Source organism: Streptomyces sp. NPDC104581 (assembly GCF_055583685.1).
Genome location: NZ_JBVJNN010000020.1, coordinates 114,906 through 134,891, shown reverse-complemented (window position 1 = coordinate 134,891; position 19,986 = coordinate 114,906). Strand labels below are relative to the sequence as shown.

General features: G+C 63.9%; 15 protein-coding genes. 5 read left to right on the top strand and 10 right to left on the bottom strand.

The features are described from left to right. Positions 1–409: 409 nt before the first annotated feature. Positions 410–1,390 (top strand): hypothetical protein, encoded by a 981-nt coding sequence (locus ACZ61E_RS18600; RefSeq protein WP_469700703.1) that lies wholly within the window; start codon positions 410–412, stop codon positions 1,388–1,390. An 83-nt stretch (positions 1,391–1,473) separates the two neighbouring features. On the opposite strand, the gene ACZ61E_RS18595 is transcribed toward ACZ61E_RS18600, so the two are convergent. From ACZ61E_RS18595 to ACZ61E_RS18580, 4 genes are all read right to left on the bottom strand, one after another. Then, positions 1,474–1,686 carry a hypothetical protein gene (locus ACZ61E_RS18595; protein ID WP_469700701.1) on the bottom strand — a complete coding sequence of 71 codons (213 nt, stop codon included), beginning with the start codon at positions 1,684–1,686 and terminating at the stop codon, positions 1,474–1,476. 4 nt (positions 1,687–1,690) lie between these two features. Then, on the bottom strand, positions 1,691–2,083 hold the full coding sequence (locus tag ACZ61E_RS18590) for a carboxymuconolactone decarboxylase family protein (protein WP_469700700.1): 393 nt from the start codon (positions 2,081–2,083) through the stop codon (positions 1,691–1,693). A 113-nt stretch (positions 2,084–2,196) separates the two neighbouring features. Then, entirely contained in the window at positions 2,197–2,394 is a 198-nt protein-coding gene (locus ACZ61E_RS18585) for a DUF397 domain-containing protein (RefSeq protein WP_469700698.1), read from the bottom strand. Next, positions 2,391–3,239, bottom strand: coding sequence for a helix-turn-helix domain-containing protein (locus tag ACZ61E_RS18580; RefSeq protein WP_469700697.1), 849 nt, complete (start codon positions 3,237–3,239; stop codon positions 2,391–2,393). Before ACZ61E_RS18580 ends, ACZ61E_RS18585 begins: the two co-directional genes overlap by 4 nt. A gap of 200 nt (positions 3,240–3,439) precedes the next feature. On the opposite strand from ACZ61E_RS18580, the gene ACZ61E_RS18575 reads away from it, so the two are divergent. Continuing rightward, entirely contained in the window at positions 3,440–4,102 is a 663-nt protein-coding gene (locus tag ACZ61E_RS18575; RefSeq protein WP_469700696.1) for an ATP-binding protein, read from the top strand. Positions 4,103–4,410: 308 nt separating this feature from the next. Here ACZ61E_RS18575 and ACZ61E_RS18570 read toward each other — a convergent pair whose 3' ends face one another. From ACZ61E_RS18570 to ACZ61E_RS18555, 4 genes are read right to left on the bottom strand one after another with little or no spacing between them, the layout of a single operon-like run. Further along, positions 4,411–5,514: a DEAD/DEAH box helicase gene (locus tag ACZ61E_RS18570; protein ID WP_469700695.1), complete on the bottom strand. Its 1,104-nt coding sequence runs from the start codon at positions 5,512–5,514 to the stop codon at positions 4,411–4,413. A gap of 14 nt (positions 5,515–5,528) precedes the next feature. Then, positions 5,529–7,412 carry a DrmB family protein gene (gene drmB, locus ACZ61E_RS18565; RefSeq protein WP_469700694.1) on the bottom strand — a complete coding sequence of 628 codons (1,884 nt, stop codon included), beginning with the start codon at positions 7,410–7,412 and terminating at the stop codon, positions 5,529–5,531. A 5-nt stretch (positions 7,413–7,417) separates the two neighbouring features. After that, entirely contained in the window at positions 7,418–10,576 is a 3,159-nt protein-coding gene (locus tag ACZ61E_RS18560; RefSeq protein ID WP_469700693.1) for a helicase-related protein, read from the bottom strand. Next, positions 10,573–12,189, bottom strand: coding sequence for a nuclease-related domain-containing DEAD/DEAH box helicase (locus ACZ61E_RS18555; protein WP_469700692.1), 1,617 nt, complete (start codon positions 12,187–12,189; stop codon positions 10,573–10,575). Before ACZ61E_RS18555 ends, ACZ61E_RS18560 begins: the two co-directional genes overlap by 4 nt. Before the next feature lie 104 nt (positions 12,190–12,293). Between ACZ61E_RS18555 and ACZ61E_RS18550 the strand changes: the two genes are divergently transcribed. From ACZ61E_RS18550 to ACZ61E_RS18540, 3 genes are read left to right on the top strand one after another with little or no spacing between them, the layout of a single operon-like run. Then, entirely contained in the window at positions 12,294–15,713 is a 3,420-nt protein-coding gene (locus ACZ61E_RS18550; RefSeq protein ID WP_469700691.1) for a sigma-70 family RNA polymerase sigma factor, read from the top strand. Next, positions 15,710–16,702 (top strand): hypothetical protein, encoded by a 993-nt coding sequence (locus ACZ61E_RS18545; RefSeq protein ID WP_469700690.1) that lies wholly within the window; start codon positions 15,710–15,712, stop codon positions 16,700–16,702. Before ACZ61E_RS18550 ends, ACZ61E_RS18545 begins: the two co-directional genes overlap by 4 nt. After that, a complete protein-coding gene (locus tag ACZ61E_RS18540; RefSeq protein ID WP_469700688.1) occupies positions 16,699–17,577 on the top strand; it encodes a DUF6339 family protein in 879 nt (292 codons plus the stop codon). The genes ACZ61E_RS18545 and ACZ61E_RS18540 overlap by 4 nt, the downstream gene beginning before the upstream one ends. Here the strand turns inward: ACZ61E_RS18540 and ACZ61E_RS18535 are convergent. Both ACZ61E_RS18535 and ACZ61E_RS18530 read right to left on the bottom strand, forming a co-directional pair. After that, on the bottom strand, positions 17,519–18,865 hold the full coding sequence (locus tag ACZ61E_RS18535) for a DNA cytosine methyltransferase (RefSeq protein ID WP_469700687.1): 1,347 nt from the start codon (positions 18,863–18,865) through the stop codon (positions 17,519–17,521). The two genes, ACZ61E_RS18540 and ACZ61E_RS18535, sit on opposite strands and share 59 nt — an antisense overlap. Positions 18,866–19,559: 694 nt before the next feature. Continuing rightward, positions 19,560–19,982 (bottom strand): very short patch repair endonuclease, encoded by a 423-nt coding sequence (locus ACZ61E_RS18530; protein WP_469700686.1) that lies wholly within the window; start codon positions 19,980–19,982, stop codon positions 19,560–19,562. Between the last annotated feature and the right edge of the window lie 4 nt (positions 19,983–19,986).

The following is a 19,986-nucleotide window of genomic DNA, read 5'->3' as shown; positions in this document are numbered from 1 at the left end:
ACCATCAGGGAGGGAAAGCATTCTGCACCGAACCGCACGGAAAAGGGGAGCGTTTCGTCGCCCCCCCCCCCCCCCCCCCCCCCCCACGCCCCCCCCCCCCCAACCCCCCCCCCCCCCCCCCCCCCCACACCCGGCAACCATGGGGGAGTGCTCTCCAGTACGGACAGTTGTACGGAGGCGTTCAGCGAAGGGGCGGACTTCTTGCCGGGAGCACGCCACCACACCACGATCACGACGGGCGACGACGGCCGACGGCACACCGCCGGCCGGCCCGCACGCGCGCTGACCGTGTCGCTCCCGGACTCGTCCAACGGGCCCCGACCGGGCCTTGAACGCGTCCCACACCACACAAGGCAACAACATCCCGCGATTTCCGCTACACAGAGTCACAAGTGGGCAGGACTCGCCCATGCCGACACCCACCACGGCGGACACCGCCGCCCTCGACCGCCTCGCCCGTACGCAGATGCGCCTGGCGACCTCCGGACAACTGCGCGCCACCGGCCTGGCCGGCAGCACGGCGGCTCGCCGCTCCGCGCCGGGCGGCTGCTGGCAGCGGCTGCTGCCGGGGGTGGTCCTGATACAGACGGGAAAGCCGGACGTGTGGCAACAGCTGCTGGCTGCGGTCCTGTTCGCCGCGCGGGGCCCGTCCGTGATGTCGGGCCGTACGGCGGTCCTGACGGGCGAGGCGGTCCTGGCCATCTACGGCGTGCGCGGCGCCCGCACCGACCGGGCCGACGTCCTGGTCGGCGCGGGCCGCCGGCTCCGGGACCGGTCGTACGTCCGCCTCCACCCCACCCGCCGCTGGCCACCGACCCTCCGCGGGGAGGGCATCCCCTGCGTCCGCGCGGTCAGAGCGGCGTCCGACTTCGCCGCGCACGAACCCTCACCCGACCGCGTCCGCGCGCTTCTGGTGAGCACGGTCCAGAAGGGCCGCTGCCACCCGGACGACCTCCGCGCCGAACTCCGCGCGTCCCACGCCTTGCGCAACCCCGCGGTCCGCGCGGTGCTGGACGACCTCCGCGTCGGCATCCGCTCCATCGCCGAGGGCGAGACCCGCGACACCCTGCTCCGCGCCGGCGTCCCCGACGCCCTCTGGAACGCGACCCTCCACACCCCGGCCGGCACCTTCCTGGCCCGCCCGGACGCGTACTGGCCCTACGAGGGGGTGGCGCTGGAGGTCGACTCGGCGGAGTACCACCTGGGCGTCACGGAGTACCGCGCCACCCTCCGCCGCCGCCTCCTCCTGGAATCCCACGGCGTATCGGTCCTGAGCGTGACCCCGTCCCTGGTCCGCGACCACCCACAGGAACTGATCTCCGCGGTCCTCACCAGACTCCACCACGCCACCAGATGCCCCACCCGCCCAACGGTGGTGGTGCGCCGCTGAGATGCCATCGGCGTGCCCGTACCGGCACCAGATGCCGCGGCCACTTCGGCAACGGCATCTGTCACTCGGGAGAGTGCCCGCGCTCAGGCGCCGTTCACCGGGGACGGCGCTTCGCGCAGACGCTCGGCCTGGACGTCGTACTCGTCGAGAATCCGACGGAGCTGTTCCAGCGCCTCATCAGGGATCTCCGGCGACGCGGACTCCGCCACCAACCGGGCGGCGGACACCATCGCGGCGAACTCGTAGGCATGCGCGGTCGCCCGCACGACACCGGGCCGGGCCCACTCAAGACGCATGGTCTCAGCCCTTCGCCGCCATGTAGTCCTTCATCTGCCCGAGTTCCTCCGCGAATTGGTCGTAGTCCTGACGGCTACCGTTGAGGTAGACACTCCAGCCGACGCTGTTCTTCGCGAAGAGGATCGCTTCCTGGATCTCCTCGTCGGTGGCCCCGAACATCTTCGCGGCCTCCGTGTGGAAGAGCGTGCAGTAGCGGCACTTCGTCTCCGAGTGCAACGCCACCCCCATCAGCTCCTTGTACTTGTTGGGGATGAGCGTCTCGCCGAGTTCGATCCTCTTGAAGATCTCCCACTCGGCGTCCAGCATGTCTTCCGGTATCTGAGCCATGAAATGCGGCACGAGACCGAGCGTCTCCTTGATCTCCGACTCGACCTCGCTCCGGCTCCGGCCCGTCATGGCGATCACTCCTCTCAGCCACGCGAAACGGATGTACTCATTCCAGGCTAAATCGTGCCGCATACCACGTCGACCGCAGTCGTGCTCACCGGGAGAGCCGAAGCCCGACGCGGTCAGTCGAGGCGAGATGCCCGCACGGCGCCGACGAAGTCGGCCCACGCGGCGTGCCGTATGGCAATCCGAGGCCCCGCGGGCACCTTCGAGTCACGAACGGCGGCTATGCCACCCAACTCGGCGACCTCGACGCACTCGCCGCCGGTGCCGTTGCTGTAACTGCTCTTTCGCCACTGGGGGGCGGGAAGCGATGTCATCGGGAGTGCTCCTCCATACTTCTGCGGATCAGCGCGACTGATCGCTGCGGACTCAGGGCCAGGGCCCTCAAGTGGTCGAACGCCTTCGTGTACAGGCTCACATCCTCCGGCAGCTCAAGGTAGACCGAGTCCGTGAGCCCGTCTCGATACACCATGTCCGGGTCTTCCTGCTCTGGGAAGCCGAGGACGGTGAACGACCCCGTTGCCGGATAGGCGCCGGCATCGTACGGCAGAACCTGCACCGTCACGCTCCTCAACTTCGCCATTTCCAGGATGCGTTCGTGTTGCTCGGCCATGATCTGGCGGCTGCCGACCTGATGCAGGAGTGCACTCTGATGAATCACAGCCCAGAAGTCGGGCCCGTTGACGTCACTCAGCAGCTGCTGTCGTCGCATGCGTACGTCGACAAGGCGTTGAACCTCGTCGTGAGGTTGGTCGGAGGAGACCCTGCTCAGCTCGGTCGCGTACGCCGGCGTCTGCAACAGCCCGGGGATGAACTCGCCCTGGTAGGTGCGAAGGTCGGACGCCGCCTGCTCCAAGCCCACGTACACCGAGAACCACGAAGGCACGGCATCGCCGTGCGCGTGCCACCACCCCTTGGTCTTCGACTCCTTGGCCAGCCCCTTCAGCAACTCGCGCAGCTCGTCCGAGGTCCCGTAGAAGCGGCACAGCGCCTCCACGTCTGAGGGCTGCACCCGCCCCTGGCCCGTCTCCATGCGATTGACCTTGGAGCCGCTCCAGTCCAGCTCCTTGCCGACCTGGTTGCAGGTCATCCCGCTCTCATCGCGCAGCTTCCTGAGCTCGATCGCCAGGCGACGGCGTCGTGCGGTAGGTGATCCGGCCACTTCAACTCCTCATGCGTGCAACGGGGGTTCCATCCCATCGGAAGCGAGCGCCCGCGCCAATCACTCGTTCGAGCTAATCCCTTCGTGCACATTGCATGAAGGGATGCTCCACTGTCATTCTGTTATGGCAAGTGACGGAGCGTTATGGCTGGCTCAATCGGGTGCGACGACGTGAGGCGCCCGGCGGGAGGAGTAGAGGCATGGCCATCTATCAGGAGAGTGGTTGCGTGCGGCGGCGGCCGTGGGACGTGTCGTTCACCGCTGAGGCGCGCGTGGTCGCCCGAGTACGGAGGGCGATGCGACTGCATCTCTCGTTGTGGGGTCTCTCGGACCTGGAGGACATGGCTCAGATCTGCGTCTCGGAGTTGGTGGCCAACGTGATCAACCATGTCGGCCCCGGGACTCCGGTCACCCTGGCGGTCTCGACGGACGGCGTGCACCTCCGTATCGAGCTGAGCGACCCGGACACTCGGGCGATGCCGACGCTCCTCGCCCCCACATCCGCCGCCGAGTCGGGGCGGGGCCTGATGATCCTCGATGCGGTGGCCTCGCGCTGGGGCGTCATCTCGCGCGCCGACTCGAAGGTGGTGTGGTGTGAGTTGGCCACGGGGCTGGAGGTGTCGAACGACCACCCGAGGAACTCGCGTGTCGCACAGGCCGAGATGAGCATCGTCCGCCACGGAGCCGCTCGGGACGCCGAGGTTGAGGCGGTGACCCCGCTCTCGACGGCGGTGGCCGAGAAGGCGGCGATCGACCTGATCGCCGACGTCCTCCACTGGCTCCGCGCCCACGGCTGCGACCCGGACGAAACCCTGGATCGAGCTCAGACACGTTTCGAAGCGCAGCTCGAAGAGGCCGGCTAGCGGCTCGGACTCAGTGAGGTGCATGTGACCGGTTGGTCGGAATGTCGGCAACTGGGGTATAACCACGGGACCCACAAGACACCGGCCACCTGGGCATGGCTTGCGAATCCTTATGAATCAACCAGTCGAGCGTTGGTTCGACTTCCTGACCAACCAGAAAACCGACGCGGTGTCCACAAGAGCGTCGATTTCCTCGAGGAGTACCCCCACAACCTGGGTCAAGCAATGCAAGAGAACCCCAAACCCTCGTCCGGACAAAAGTGGCAGGTGGGATCGTCAACTCCCCGGCACGATATTGCCGACGGGTTTCAGGCGCTGGGCCGACCGCCCGTCAACCTCTGCCGTTCCAACAGAGAATTCGGAACGGTTGACAGGATCGCGGGTTCCTGGGGGCCGCGATGGGCCAAGTAGAGATCCTCGCGAGCACGGGTGCAGAGTGACAACAAGCGCAAGCGTGCATCGACGCTGGTCGGGTCTTCTGCGTAGGCATCCAGATCTGGGACAAAAACGCTGTCGAACTCCAGCCCTTTCATGCTGGCCGTGCTCACGATTTTGATGGGATGTGACGAGAAGTCGATTATGTTTCGGTGGCGATCACTGTGGACGTAGGCCTGGGTTTGATCTGCGAGCCCTACGCTGGTGAGCCTGCTCTGCATTTCCCGTACCAGGAACGTCGACCTGCAGATGATTCCGATGGTCCAGTTGCGATGGGCATTAAAATAAAGAGATACTCCAGTGGCGAGATGGGTGAGGGAGGGAACCCTCATGACAACGGGAGTGCGGCCCGCGCGTGCGGGTAACGGAATGTCCTTGCGATTTTCCGTGCGGAACTCGGCTGCCAGCAGTGCGATCTCTCGACTGTTCCTGTGGTTCTCCGGCAGCACGAGCGCATCAGTCTCCGTGGCGAGCGACCGCTGCATCTCCGACAGGCTGCTCTGTTCGTCACCGATGCGCTGGTACTCGTCCGCGAACACAGTGACGTCGGCGCCGAGGACTCGGCACAGATGGAAGAACCCGAGGGGGAGATTCTGGCCCTCGTCGATCACCAGATGCGTGGTTGCCCTCACGTTTCGGAGGATGCAGCCGCGCTGCATCTCGATCCAGTCGTAGGTCCGCTCATCCTGGTCGGCTCGCGGTGGGTCGGCCCGGAAGTGCGCGCGCCAGAGGCCCCTGATCCATCGTTCAAAGGTGGTGACGACAACTGAATCCGTGAGATCGGAAGCCAGCTGTGCAAGGTACTGATGCAGAAGGTTGAATCGGGTAAGAAGGACGACGTCGCGCCCTGCAGTAGCCAGAGCCCAGGCACGATAAACGGCGCTCACGGTCTTTCCCCCGCCTGGCGATCCCGTGACCACGTGAGATCCGCGGAACGGCATGTCCATGACCTCCCGTTGCTCGGTTCCGAGCTCCAAGAGGGAGGGGATCCTCATGAGAGGTCCACGGTTTCGGCCGACTCCTCCAGTGCAGCGCGGAGGGTCGCCCGGAAGAATCCCGGGACCTCGTTGTCGCCGATCAGCAATGTTCTGTCCAAGATAGAGTTCTCGATCTCGCAGCAGGTTTCCGGGAGTAGAGTGCAGGCATGACAGGCGGCGCGGTTGAGATTGGCCAACGAACGACCGGTTGAATCGGCGCACAGTGGGTCCTGCGAACACCATTGCGCTGATTCGAGTAGACGAATCAAGGTCTCGGCAAGGTAGGGGTGCTGGCCCTGGCGGACGAGTCCGCCCAACGTTCCTTCGGCGTCCCCCGCTGCCGTGTATACGAATACCCCGGCCTGGGGCGGATGGCCGCTGCCCGGCGAATGGCTCCTGGCATAGACACGTTCCCGGAGTGAGGCCGCGTTGTATCCGCTGTCGTATGAGAGCTGCCGGATGAAGTGATGAGCCAGAGTGTGCAGCATCACGAATCGGGGCAGCAGTGCCGGTCCCGACTTGGCCCTCAATCGATCGACCTTGAAGGATGCGTCCAGATCGCGTTCGATTCGTCGTGTCCAGTCGCGAACTTCCGTAAGGCCTTCCCAGGAGCTCAGACTCTCTTCATCGACGGCGATGAAGATTCCCTCGCCGTAGGTTTCCACGGCTGGTAGCCACTTTGCGCGCCGTGTTGTGTTGACCGATATCAGGCGACCACCTTCGCCCTCGTCACCCGGAGTCGGCTCGTACCGGGAGAATCCTTCCAACGCCCGGACTTCACGCACTCGATCCGCCACGACCACGGCCGATACTGCCGTGGCCAGTTCTCGCATAGAGCGCGGGGCGGTGTGGTCGATGCCGAGAAGAGTACGACGCACGGAGAAGGTTTTTGAACCAGCGACGGATTCTGGGGCGGAAAACGCTGCCCATTCGGCGATGCTGAGGTCGTCGTCCGCGTTGGTCGACGGCTTCGAGGTAGCCTCGTCGGTAGTACGGAGCCATACTGATTCCACGAACTCCACGGAAACATGGCACTGTACTGCGATTATCTTTTTGAACTCGCCGGCTAGGGGGCCGTCGGGGGCACTGGCGAAGTCCGGCCAGAGCTTGTTGTCGACGACCGTCTGGACGAGTTCGTCGTCTTCCGAGAGGCTGGCAGGCGTGGGGATGTCGATCGCCGAGTGGGTGACCGGAAAATAGACATTGGACGCACCGCGCTGTACCGCTTGCGGTGTTTCCTCGCAGACGTCTGATTCATCCTCCTCGTACTGCCAGGGATGGGCCCCTGAGCATTTACTCCGCAACTGCTTGAGGATGTTTTTCTGGCTGATCCCGGCCAGAGTTCGGTCTGCCCTGCAGACTTCGCAGACAACCTGCAGAGCCTCGAGGCCGGACGACTCGGGGGTGGCGACGAATCGGAGCCGACGCACCTGGCACTGGCGTTGATCATGGTTCTCGCTATGTGAGTGTGCCCACCGGTGCCAGTCGATGTCGGACATGTGGCCCGCCCGGCATACTTGGATGAAGCGCATCGGAGCCATCTGTGGTCTTCCGGGGCAGCGCTGGCAACCGGGATGTTTGTCCTTCTCCTCGAGTTCTGTGCGCCAGAACTTCATCTCCCTGCATTGAGGACAGAACAGCCATTTGGGGAAGCGCACGTACGAAGGTCCGCTGCGGGAAGCGAAGGCCGCCTTTCCGGACGGGATGACAGGGGCCGACCGGAAATCCTCTACGCGCAATTTTGCGGCGAGCCGTGGTGACTCCACCCGCTCAGCGCTTTTGGACCAGCTGCGAATGTCGGCGGCGACGAATGATTCGCCGCGGATGTCGATGATCCCGCCGACACCAAACGGGACAATGGTCTGCGTTCTGCGGACCTTGCGGCGAATGTCCTTCACGCTGTTCACGCTCCTCTGACGACGATGAGGCACTCGCGGTCGACGTTGCGCATCGACTGCGGAGTCTCCCACAGGCCTTCTTGCTTACCGAAGTCGGTGAGGAGTGAGGTGTACATTCTCCCCTGAGACTTGTAATAGAGGCGTTTCCCCTCGCCCCGCGCGATTTCAGCCTCCTGCTTCCATTCCTCGATCAGGGCGTCCAACTGCGTGGCTGTTGTGTCAGCCTCGCCGGGATCGGCACGCTGCACATGGTCCACCACGAGTTTCCGGACCCGCGCGACAGCGTCCGCGTAGTGGAGGATGTCCCCTGCCTGGTTCTCTGCGTTGAGTCCGGCCCCGTGCCGCATGAGAATAGTGAGTACCGCGTGGAGAGCTCTGTCGCGGGAAGGCGGGGACCACGGTGTGACGCTGGTGGGCTCGACATGCCGATAGAGCGAACGATGGTAGACGCCGAACGATTCGTAATGGGAGCGGTCGCGTGGTTTGGACGAGCGGAACAGCGTGACGATCAGTCCGGGCACGTGCCGGCGGCCGACACGGCTGGTGGCCTGGATGTACTCCGATGTCGTCTTGGGTTGTCCGTTCATGATCATGAGGCCAAGACGTGGAACGTCCACGCCCACGGACAACATGTTGGTCGTGGCAAGGAAGGAGACGCTGTTCCTTTCCTTGAACTGCTTCCCAAGACGTTCGAGAAGGCGTGGTTGATCGGCTCGCGGGATGTTGCTGGTGAGCTCGACGACAGCGCCGTCCCCCAGCTTGCGCCGCAGGGATTGGTCCTTCGTCAAGTGCTCCAGGCGCGCAGGAATGTCGTCCCTTGCGATGGTGACGGTTCGGCCGAGCTCACGCAGACTGTTGTGGTAGGCGACCATGGTCCAGTACGCATCTCGCAGGTCATCGTCGTCAGTGAGTTCCATCGGCGCCTGCAACCCCGCAGCACCCACATGTACGGTCGCCGTCGAGGCTGTGTGGCCCTGTGCCATCACACCGACATAGAGACGTCCAGGCTTGTTCTTATCGGGTGAGGCAAAGTACGAGTGCCCCGCTTTGAGCCCTGCCGGTGGAAAGAGCTGTACGGGCCGGCCGTAGAGGCCGCGCACTTGATCCTGCGAACGTCGGATGGTCGCTGTAGAGGCGATGACCTTCGGTGGTGTGCCTTCCCAGGCACACAGTTCGAGTACAGCCGACTCGTACAGCCCGACTGTTGTTCCCAGGGGGCCAGCGAGCAGGTGCAACTCGTCCTGGATCACAAGCGACGGCGCGAGTCTGTCGTCCCCGCCGAAGAGCCGACCGGCTTCCGGCTCCCACGCGAGTCGCGCGAACTTGTCGACAGTGCCGAGCACGAAGGTCGGTGGTTTCCTGTATATCTGCTGGTCCACGACCGCCACAGGGAGTTGCTCGTGGAATACACAGGTACTGCGCGGACAGAAGAACGACGTGCCGACACCGTCGGCTCGGATGCCGAAATCCCTTTCCCGGCCGCCTCGTTCCGGAACGATCTCGGTACCGCACCACGGGCATCGCTCCAGAAGGAACCGATCATCCGGCTCGTTCATCTGCTTCAGGGCGTCGAGTTCCACCTCCGCGACGGCGATCTTGTTGGGCGTCGTCTCCTGGCCGACCCAGAGTCCGATGGAGATGGGTTCCTCACCCAGATCCACGGACAGGGGACCGTCTTTTCCGGCTCTGATGTATTCGAGGGCGCAAATCGCCGTCGCAGTGCGCTGGAACTGCTGAGTAGTGAGAAGGCTGAGGGTGTACCGGCTCAGTACGGCGGTGCCTCCACCCTTTGCACCGAATCGGAGCCGGCGCAGGAGGATCTCGAAACAGGCGGTGAGTAGATAGGTCTCGGTCTTTCCGCCACCCGTCGGGAACCAGATGAGGTCAACCGTGCGCCGGTCCTCGTGCCCGGGATTCATCAGACTCTCGACGACAAGCAGGAAGTAGGCGAGCTGGAACGGGTGCCACGCGTAGGTGTCGGCAGGCTCGGTCAGCGTGATCAGCGCACTGTCCCTCCGGCGACGGCTCCCCGCCAGTTCAGGGCGGCCGTGCAGCATCTGGAGTGCCATGGCTCGGTTGGCCAGGCGGAATGCTTCGCGTGCCTTGGCCCCTGTCGGAGTCTGTGCGGTAAGCGCCTCCACTCCGGACGTCATGCGGTCGAGCGTCGCGCCGATTCGATCGAGGAGGCGCCCGGCAGGTGCGGCTGCCCACGGCCGAAGGGACTCCGCCTCCGACTGCTGGTTCTCGAACCACTTCCTGTACCCGAGGATGAACGAGAGCAGTCCGGCTCGCAGGTCGATCACAGACAAGTCAGGTTGCGAGAGGTGAGCGAGGTTGAGCACGGGTAGATCGCGAGGCCCATCGGGTTTGATGTGCTCGACCACCTGCCGGGGCATCACCTCTGCTCGCACGGTGGTCACTCGGTCGGCGTCGTCGTTCCACTCGACCGCGCAGCCGTGCCCCACGGCTCTGTTGACGATGTGCCGATACTGGACGCGAAGTTCCTGCTCTTCCTCATCGCGACTGTTCAGACGAGTGCTCGGGTATTCGAGAACTGTGCCGTCCTTGGTTGTCACCTGAAGTCCCACCTGGAAGAGCATCAGGTCCCTATCTTTATAACGGCTCTCCTCCTCTTGGTGTTGGTTGGCCAGCACGCAGGTGACGAGGTGCCCGTTACCGAATGCCCGCCACCGGACGTGAAGACGGCCGTGCCCGTCCAGACATGGAACTGGGCTCGGCATTCCGATTTCGATGATCTCCGTCGTGGAGAGGCGTGGTTGCCTCTGCCAAGTGCGCCGCCCGCCCTGGCGGGTCGTCAGGTAGCGGGAGGCTTCGCAGGTCACCTCAATCCGGCGGGAGTCAGTGAAGAATGAGAAACCCAGGGACGACGGAAGCCAGGCATTCGCCTCTGCCACTGGATCCTCTGCGAAACCGTCCTCCTCCCCGCTTCCGGCAGCTGCTTCGTGGAATCCCTCCTCACCCTCATCCTGTGTGTGCTCCAGCATGGACGTTCCTCGCGGATACAGCGTGCCCATCAGGTAGCGTCGGTCAGGGGGGTCGACGAGGGTCTCCTCCTCGTTGGGGCGGGGGCCGACCAACTGGCGGTGGAGATAGGTCACATATTCGTCGCGATGGACGGAGAGTTGCGATGCGATGTCATTCATTTCATTTCCACTCTTCGCTCCATTACGGCCGCGCCCACGGTCGCCAGCTTCTTCCGGACATCAGCGCTGCACGAGATCCAAAGCTGAGCACGTGCCCTGGTCCAGGCGACATATATCGCATCGAGTCGGCCGTCCAAGTGGTTGGGCTCAAGATCGATCAGACAGACGACGTGACTCTCATGGCCCTTGAAATCGGTGATCGATGACCAGGTGAGTCGGTGCTTGGTGCGTTCGGACCCGACGACGTCAGTGAAGCGTTGAATCTTGGCCGCACGCTGTGACAAGCGGGCCGAGCTCGTCTCCCAGTCGCCCGAAGCAGACAAGAGTGTGATGTCTCGCAGGGAGACATCCTGCCGAACGAGTTCGTTCACGTAGGTGTCCAGCAAGTCCGCCTCCTCCTGCGCAGTCTGAGGGTAGACGAACCGAGCAGGGTCCCCCTCGCCAGCAGAGGCGATTCCCAGGTTCGCCCCGGTGAAGAGCTGCACCTGTTTGACGATCTGTACGGTGTTGCGACAGTTGCGCTTCATGGGCCCGTACACGAATCCCAGTGTGTATAGGTATTCCTGTGCCTCGGAGCTGTAGGTGTCCGGAGTCAGAACCTGGTTGTTCTGATCCAGCATGAAGATCCAGCGGCCTTTCTCAAGTCCGCCCGAAACCAAATTGTCCAGCACGTCGAGGCTGTCGAAGGTCATCAAGTCCTGGGCCTCATCGACGATCAGATGGTCGAAGGACTGGCGCTTGACCTCGTTCAGTCGCTCGAAGGGCAGGACGGTGATCGCATCGTCGGCGAGAATCCGACGCATGTGCCTGGCCAGCGTGCTGCTTGCACAAGTGAACAGGACGCTGCCGACGGCGGACTTGCGGCGAGCCGCCTCAGCGGCGAGGAATGTCTTGCCGGTGCCTGCGCCTCCGGTCCAGATCAGGCGTCGGTTGGAATCCAACTCGTCGAGCCGATCCATCTGTTCGTTCGTGAGGCGCTCGAACGCGACGTCCAGATCGGTCAGTCGGGACTGCAGATTGGGCACAAGATCGAAGTCCGGCCGGGTGGCGTCGAGGATCTTCTTGCGAACGTCACTCGAGATAGGTGTACGCGCCCACCTGTTGCGACCCGACCAGAAGCGCGTGGTCCGCTCGATTCCTTGGGCCAGACCGCGGCCACCGTCGTAGGCTGTGCCTCCGAGGTACTGCTCGGGTTCGAATTCTGTTGTGCGGTCCAGATCGATGTCCGGGGTGATCACGAAGTATCCGCTCGGGACTCCCAGATCCCTGAGATCGCCGATCAGGGTGCCGAGCTTCCGTTCGAACTCGTGCATCCCGCTGCTGGCCTGCGTGAAGGGGCTTTCCTTGGGGCCGTCCTCGTGACCGGCCGGTCCGTAGTACCACTTCCCGTCCCTCTGTACTACCCGGCCACCCTTGACCTCGATGAAGAGAAGGATGCCGGGAGTGATCACGACGAAGTCGATCTCACCGACACGCTTGGTGCGATGGCGGCCGAGGTGGACCGAGTGCAGCGCGACGCTCTGATGGTCGGGCATCGCCTTGAGTGCTGCGAACACACTCCGTTCGGCCCGACTCCTGGTGCTGCTCGAGATCTCGCTCGGGATGATCCGCATCAACTCTCCCCGCCACCGTGCCAACGACATACTCAACATACTGAGCGTCAGCGCCTCGTGGTGCGGTGCCTGATGGGAAGACGCCGGCGGGAGCGGCCCGATGGATGATGGACTACGCGTTGATGCAGCCGCGACGGCGAGGTGGTCATGGGGTGGGCAGCGTGTCCGGTGAGCGGATGAGCGATGTCGCCGGCCGGGATTTCCTTGTCCGTCTTGTCGGTCGATTCGCAGCCGAAGGAGTCGACCTTCGGTCTGCCCTCGCGCAAGTGGTGAGAGCCGCGCGACTCGACGAGACCGGAACCAGGGACCTCTGGAACGCTGTGGCGGGTGAACCTGTGCAGCTTTTTGATGAGGGCGGTTACTTCAGGTCCGACACGGCCGTCGACGGCGAGGCGGTTTCCCACGAGGATCATGACGGTCTGAATGTCTTCGGAACGGAAGCCGAGGAAACTCCGGAACCCGCGGCGTTCCGAGAGGTGGTGCGGATCCAGGATCTGGAGGCCGCTCGTGGCGTGGCACGTCGTCTCCTCGAATCCGACCGCCGGCGACGCGATCCGGGTCGGCGCCTGCTCAGTGCGGACGAAGAGGTGGGACTCATCCTGCTCTTCCGCGGAACTGTTCCGCCCGCGCAGGAGCTGCCGGACCGATTCGTGGCGAACCTCGCGAGAGACGGTGAGGCGTACCAGGCGTTTTCTGCGATGGTTGCTCACAATCAGCGGTTGGTCCACAGTATCGTCAAGAACTTGGGATACCGAGATCACCCGGATTATGAAGACCTCGTACAGCACGGCATGCTGGGACTGATTCGTGCGGTGGAGAAATTCGACGCTTCCCTGGGGCACAAGTTCTCGACGTATGCCACCTGGTGGATTCGTCAGAAGGCCTCTCGCGGGATCGCCAATGAAGGATCGCCCATTCGAATCCCGATTCATCTCCAGGCCGAAATCGAGAGGGTGCGGAAGAAGGAGCGAGAATACCTGACGCGAGGTATGAATCCAAACGTCGACGATCTCGCTCTTGCTTGCGACCTGAAGCCTGCGAAAGTGATCGAGTGTCTCCGCTTGAGTCGCCGAATTTTCTCGCTGGATCAACCGGCGGGCGAGAACATCACTCTGGGGGAGCTGGCGGTCGGCGACCTCGGACTCGTACCGGGGCCGGAGGAGGCGTTGCGGCCGATGTTCGATCGGCAGCAGATCCTCCAGTGGTTCGACTTGTGCAGCCTCGTAGCAAGGAATCGTGAGATTCTGTTGCTGCGCAACGGATTTATCGATGGGAGATTCTGGACGCTGGAGGAAATTGGCGCCAGATTCGGCGTCACGCGCGAGCGTATTCGGCAGATCGAGCGCCGGGGGTTGGCCGACATCAGGATCCTTCTGGGCCTCGAGCCGGACAACGTCGCAGCTGAAAGACGTCGTGGCAAGGCGACCAGCTGGCTTGCCCGGAAGTCCCTTGAGGGAACCGAGCATCGCCGGATTCCAGGGAAGAAGCAAAAAGAATTGGACTCCGTCGCCCCGCTGTCAAGAGGGTGGGCAGGTATGTCGGAGATAGAGAGCAGTCCCAAAAGAGGAGAGGAAGCGGTGGCCTCACAGGAGAACGGGTTCGGCAAGGTGATGAGCGAGCCGGAGGCAGTCCGGTGGTACCACCGCCCCGGACACGAAGACGGTGGGCGGGAGTTCGGGAACGCGGCGGCCTTCGCCTTCGAAGCGGACCTGGAGGTGCTGGCTCGTGAGGCGACCCAGAACAGTCTGGATGAGCGCGACAGGCGGAACGGCCTTCCGGTCAGGGTTCGTTTCACACTGCATGAATTGACCGGGGACGCCCTTGCGCGATTCCGTAGCGCGATCCGCTGGGACCATCTCCAGCCGCACTTCGAGGCGGCCGCCGCACAGGACCAGAAGGTTGGGAGAGTCATCAGCACCGGCCTACGGGAGATGGACGAGCGCGATCGACTGGTACTTCTCCGCATTGATGACTACAACGCGCACGGCCTGACCGGTGATGACTATGAGGACGGCCGGTTCGCCGCGGTGGTTCGGCGGCAACTCGACAGCCGTAAATCCGATGCATCGGCCGGCGGATCGTACGGTCTCGGGAAGGCCACGTTGTGGGCCACCAGCCGATTGGGCCTCGTTCTCATCAATTCGACTCTCTCCGAACCGCACGAGGGAGCCACCCGGCGTCGGATGATCGGTCGTCTCGATCTACCGTGGCGGGAGGTGGGCGGCGGCCGATTCGCCGGTCCGGCCTGGTTGGGGCGACCGGACCCGGAGACGGGTAACGGGGAGGTCGTCCGCTCCTGGTGGGCCGACGAACAGACGGTCGAGAACCTACTCCTCACCAGGGAGAGCGACGAGCCCGGAACATCCTTCCTGATTGTGGGAGCGCACGACGTGGCCAGTCTTGCCGCGACCGGGCAGGATCACGAAGGCGATGTGAGTGAGGACGAGGACAGCCTGGAGCGTATGCATCAGCGGTTGGTCGGCGCCCTGGGGCGCAATTTCTGGGCCGCGATGACTGCAGGCGGGAACCGTGGCCCCCTACTTGAGGCATCCGTCAGGACGCTGCGGAACGGTGTGCAACGAATCGAGGAGGAGCGGGTCGATCCGCTAGTGCATCAGCCTGCTCGGTCGCGCGCTCTTCAGGCTTTCCTGGCCGGCACCACGGTGGGCCGTCTCACAGAGTCGGGCCAGGTGGCTCTCACCACGGTGCGCTTGAAGCTTCCTCCGCAGGACGGACTCGCGAAGACGGCGGGTGAGCACCGGGCCGTACTCCTCGTCACCGAGGCCACTGACGCCGACGGCAAAATTAACCAGGTCACCACGATGCGCGGTAATCGCATGACGGTCAGGACCAGTCGAGTACCTGGTCTCCCCGTCGGGACGAATCCTTTCCAAGCCGTAGTGCTCGCAGGCAGAGCCGCAGGGGAGGACGCGCCGTTCGCGGCCGAGGCCGAGGAATTCCTTCGCGCTTCGGAGCCGCCGGAGCACAACAAGTGGAGCCAGACCGAGGAACTGCGGTCGCGCTACTCGCCGTCGGCCCATCGGCGAATCGCCGCGATGACGTGGGAGATCAACAAGGCCGTACATGATCTGGTGGCGATCTCCAAGAAGGAGAAGGCCAGTGGTGCGAGCAAGGTGAGCAAGCGACTCAAGATCTCAGGAAAGCCGACCGCCAAGATCAGGGGGGCGGCGTCGCTTCCAAAACTGGATGACCTGGATGCCACGATCGACTCCTCCGGTGCGTGGCAGATCACGGCGGTGGTCAAGGTGACTCCCGGAAACGAGTCCTGGGCCATGAACCCCCTTGCCAAGCTGGAAGTGCGCTCAGGCCCACGTCCGTCGGTCGGTTGGGCCGAGCTGACTGCTGTCAGTGGCTGTGATCTGGTCGACGGTGTGCTGTACTTCGCGCCAGGTACTCGCCGCGCGGTTTTCCGGGGTGTCACCGACGTGTCCACTCACCCGGTACGGGCGACTCTGACCGGCCTCGTCGTCGAACTTCAGGAGAACAAGGAGGCCGTCGCGTGAGGGCCTACCCGTACCCCCGGCTGACCGGCGCAGTGACGGCCAGAGTCGCAGCAGCCCGGTTGCGCGGACCCGGGGACAGCCGCGAACAGCTGGATTCCCGTGGCTGCTCCGTCGTTGAGCAGGTCGTGGCGCTCGGCATGGCGGAGCGCGACGACTGGGAGACGGCCAGGCTTGCTGTCACGGCTAGGGTTCCCTCTCGTGAGATCGGGAGCAAAGGGCCCTGGTCGGATATCGCGGTCGTCGCCGTTCTGACGGAGGGGATCACCAACATCCGCACAGCGACGCGGCTGGAGCCGTCCTCGGACAGTGACCGGGAATGGTCCGGGCATATCGAGATCAACCGCGACGATCACGTGGATCGCGTGTCCCTCAATGTTCATGTGGTGGCAACGGTTGAGGGCGTAGCGGGTCGGGTCATCGGTTCCACTGAGCAGGAGTGGTTGATCGATGTGACGTCGGATGTTCCGCTCAGGGACCGACAGCTCGAAGTCAGTACGGTCAGTTTTGCCCGCGGCGCCGAGTGGCTGCGAAGCTTCCGTGATGCGCCCTGGATAGTTGACACCTCGGGACGGATGCCAGTTGTCCGTCTGAACTCGGACTTCGAAGGTTTTGCCGCGCTCGTTCAGGACCCGGGCTCGAAGACGGAGAGCATGGTGAGCGAAATACTGCAGGCTCAGATGTGCGCCGATGTCTGGACTGCGGTCTTTCACACGGCGATCGGTGATTTGGAGATCGAGGACGACGGAACGCCGCTCTTTCCCCCCGACTGGCGGGGGGCGGTTCTCAGGGAGATGCTCCCGGACGTTATTCCCGGTCGGTCGGAGGAGGATGCCCTCCGTGAAGTGCATACCCGGCGCACCGGCGAGGGGAGTTGGACGGACCTGCAACCTCGAATCCAGTACGCCGCCGCTCGGCGGGCCGACGTTCCCAAGGCCTTGGCCTCCACCGTGCGTGACATCGAACGATTCGAGCAGGAGACCCAGGCATGACGTCCCGACCCGAGTACCTGCCCGAGCTGCTGGCTATGATTTCCGATGTGCAGGCCGCCGAATTTGTATCGGCAGGATTGCTCAAGGGGAACGATGACGTTCCGTCCATCGCGCTGAACAAGGTTGCCGAGCCCTTGGCGGGTGACGATGCGCGCTTTGAGCTTCATCGCGTCCGGGATCTGGTCGATGACGCGCTGAACCTGTTCCGGGCCGAGCGTCCCACCGCGGCGGACGCCTGGCTGGCGCCGCGACTGCACGAGACCCTTCGGCTGACGCGCAGGGAGGCCGCCGAGAAGGGGTTCTGGACGTATCTGGCCCTCGGTGTTGCGCCGGACTACGTCGTCTGGCGGCATCTTCCGGATCCGAAGGCCGACGGTTCACAGGTGCGCGTGGCCCGCGACAAGTTCGTCGGTCCGCACTACAAGCAGTCGTTCGCCAGACTTTGGTGGGCTGCCGAGCTGTTCCGGGACGGCTCGGACTACCGACCCGTCGTCGTGGCCTGTGGAAATCAGGACATGCTCAACTCCGCACTTCGGCTGGACGTCATTGATCACCGTCCGACCGCCCAAGCACTTGTCCGGCTGTTGGAGCGAGGGATCGTACGCACCGGTCGAGAGGTCAACGCCCTTACACCCGCGGTCAACGCTGCTGCAGCGACTCTGATGTACGACATTGTCGCCCCGGACGTGGAGCGTGACGGCGAAGCCCTGCGCGACTGGATCGCGGGGGCCGCATCTGCCCTCCCCTCTTACCGGAACGGCCTACCCGAAGGTCCGGAGGAGGAGCGAGTCCCGGAACGCTCGGTGCAGGACCTTGTCACTCATTTTGAGGAGTTGTTCGCGGATGCGCCGGTGAGGGGGCGGGTTCCCGCGTAGCTCGACCGGTCTTGTGTTCGTTCGGGGGGCATTGGCTCTGATCACCGCATCCGATGGCGCGCAGCTCGCCAGCAGTGGTTACGGGGACGTTCGGCCAGGTTCTCGAACGTGTCAATTCGTCCTCTGAAGGGACGGTGTCACGCAGCACCCAGCTGAGTACATGCATGCCGAGTCGGGGTGGTACTGCATTACCCACCTGCTGCGCCTGGTCCTTCCCTGACCAAGGGAAGTTGTGCGGAAAAGTCTGCAGGACTCCGGATTCGGGAATGGTGAAACGGTCGGACTTTCCAACTTCGTAGTCCGCCAGGTTCTTGTACACCTTGTTTCGGGAAATTTTTCCCGTGACCGTAAAAGCAGGTTCGGAGGACAGGCGCCTGCCCCGCTTCTTCGGATCGCCATTCGATCCGTAGTTCGAGACGACGAAGAACTTCGTTTTACCTTTGGTACGGAGCCGTGAAATGTCGATCGACGACCCCGTGAGGGAACTCGCGGTGTCGAGCGCCTCCGCCATCGACAGCCAGCGGGGCTTGGGGACGAAGCCGGTCGGGAGTATCTGGGCCTGAGTTGCATTGCCTTGTCCGCGGCGCACATTGAACGGGAGATGAGATGCCTCGAGTGGCTTAATGGCTCCGGATCCCGCGAGCCGGGCCACGAGTACGGCGCGGGTACGCGTCTGGGGGACCCCGAACTGCTCGGTCTTCAGCTCCCAGTGTTCGGCCTCGTATTTCACGCCGTTGAGGCGTCCCTCACCACTGCGCAGAAGCTGGGCGTAGACTTCCCAAAGTGGCAGAACGGCGGGAACTTGTTCCAGAACGATCACGCGGTACGGGTCGCGGCCTTCTGTCTCTATCGCTTTGAGGAGCCAGCGGAGGGGTTCGAGCACCAATGCGGCACGTGGGTCCACACCGAGACCGTGCAGGTCCTCATCGATCCGGGATTCGTCCTCCCCGCCCACCAGACGATGAATGAATTTCTTCACGGTGTCGAGTGCTGCCCGTCCCGCGCCGCGCCCCGCGACGGAGAACGACTGGCAGGGGGGGCCGCCCGCGAGGATATCGACAGATGTAGGAATCTCGTCGAAGCGGGTCTCACGCATCACGCTTACATCGGCGTGAAAGGTGGGCAGGCCCGCTGCGTAGCGAGTTCGGCATGCGTTCTGGTCCCACTCGATGCCAATGCTCTTGTAGCCCAGGAAGTGTGCGGCCACGTCGAGTCCGCCGGGGCCGGCAAACAGGTCCAGGATACGGACTCCGTCGAGGGGATGGACCTGTGTTCCCGAGCTTCTCATGGAGCTGAAGTCTAGCCAGCCGCATGACCGACCGATGGTGATTGGCCCCCAGGTTCCCTTGCATGATTGCGTTCTGTCCGGGTTCATTTGGTGTGGCCGTCCCGAGGGAAGTTCGGTCGCGGACGTGGTGCAGAAGGTCTCCGATCTTCCAACGGCCTCTGAGCCGGGCGGCGAGCTGGACGCTGGCCGCCACGCCGGGCGGCAGACTGCTGATCAGGTAAACCCTTCGATGGTGAGCTTGCCGGTGGTGCAGTCCCTTCTTCAACGGATGGCGTGGAGGGCCTGGTGGGCGTCGGGGTAGTCGAGGGGAAGCCTAGGGCCCCGCAGGCCCAGGATGGGGTGGTCCCTGATCCATACCGTGATCTAGTGAGTGAACAGGCGCAGGCCAAGAAGCTCGGCGAGGCGGCGACCACCAGCGCGGTCGGCCGATAGCGACGGCTGTGGACGCCGCGTGGGTCGGGGACCAGGTCCAGGAAGCCGGACCGCGCCCATCAATGTGGGCCGGCGCGGAAGTCTCGGCCAGTTGGCCGGCGCGGTGAGCATGGGAGGGTGCAGGAGCAGGCGCGGACTCGCCAGTGTTTATGGGACTTCAACGCTCACATGACTACCGAGATCGTACCTGCACTGAGTTCGCCTCTTGCCCAAACCGGGACGTCCACCCCGACTCCGGCCCGGCCTTCTGGACAGATGGCGATCATGCAACAGCCCCTGCTTCGCGAGTCCGGGCCACCGTTCGTGAAATGTCCTCCGGGTTCTCGTGCTCCCAGAATCGCAGGACCGTCCACCCCTGGGCTTCCAGATGCTCCGTCGTCTCGCGATCGCGTGCGATGTTCTTGTCCAACTTCGCGCGCCACCATTCGGCGTTGGACTTGGGACGGGTTGCGTGCTCGGGGCAGCCGTGCCAGAAGCAGCCGTCGAGGAAGACCGCGATCTTGGCCGGGCCGAAGACGATGTCGATGGTGCGACGGGACATGCCCGGGACCGGTACGTTCACGCGGTAGCGCAACCCGGCCGCGTGGAGGATCTTCCGTACCGCCACCTCGGGGGCCGTGTCGCGAGAGGCCTGACGGCTCATGCGGGCCGAGACCGCGGCGGACGAGGGAACGACTTTGGGCATCTGG

Bases quoted from the DNA above. Each gene is read 5' to 3' on its own strand.
- ACZ61E_RS18555 (WP_469700692.1), bottom strand. From the start codon at position 12,189: ATGCGGATCATCCCGAGCGAGATCTCGAGCAGCACCAGGAGTCGGGCC.
- ACZ61E_RS18590 (WP_469700700.1), bottom strand. From the start codon at position 2,083: ATGACGGGCCGGAGCCGGAGCGAGGTCGAGTCGGAGATCAAGGAGACG.
- ACZ61E_RS18550 (WP_469700691.1), top strand. From the start codon at position 12,294: ATGATGGACTACGCGTTGATGCAGCCGCGACGGCGAGGTGGTCATGGG.
- ACZ61E_RS18595 (WP_469700701.1), bottom strand. From the start codon at position 1,686: ATGCGTCTTGAGTGGGCCCGGCCCGGTGTCGTGCGGGCGACCGCGCAT.
- ACZ61E_RS18530 (WP_469700686.1), bottom strand. From the start codon at position 19,982: ATGCCCAAAGTCGTTCCCTCGTCCGCCGCGGTCTCGGCCCGCATGAGC.
- ACZ61E_RS18585 (WP_469700698.1), bottom strand. From the start codon at position 2,394: ATGACATCGCTTCCCGCCCCCCAGTGGCGAAAGAGCAGTTACAGCAAC.
- ACZ61E_RS18560 (WP_469700693.1), bottom strand. From the start codon at position 10,576: ATGAATGACATCGCATCGCAACTCTCCGTCCATCGCGACGAATATGTG.
- ACZ61E_RS18575 (WP_469700696.1), top strand. From the start codon at position 3,440: ATGGCCATCTATCAGGAGAGTGGTTGCGTGCGGCGGCGGCCGTGGGAC.
- ACZ61E_RS18540 (WP_469700688.1), top strand. From the start codon at position 16,699: ATGACGTCCCGACCCGAGTACCTGCCCGAGCTGCTGGCTATGATTTCC.
- ACZ61E_RS18600 (WP_469700703.1), top strand. From the start codon at position 410: ATGCCGACACCCACCACGGCGGACACCGCCGCCCTCGACCGCCTCGCC.
- ACZ61E_RS18535 (WP_469700687.1), bottom strand. From the start codon at position 18,865: ATGAGAAGCTCGGGAACACAGGTCCATCCCCTCGACGGAGTCCGTATC.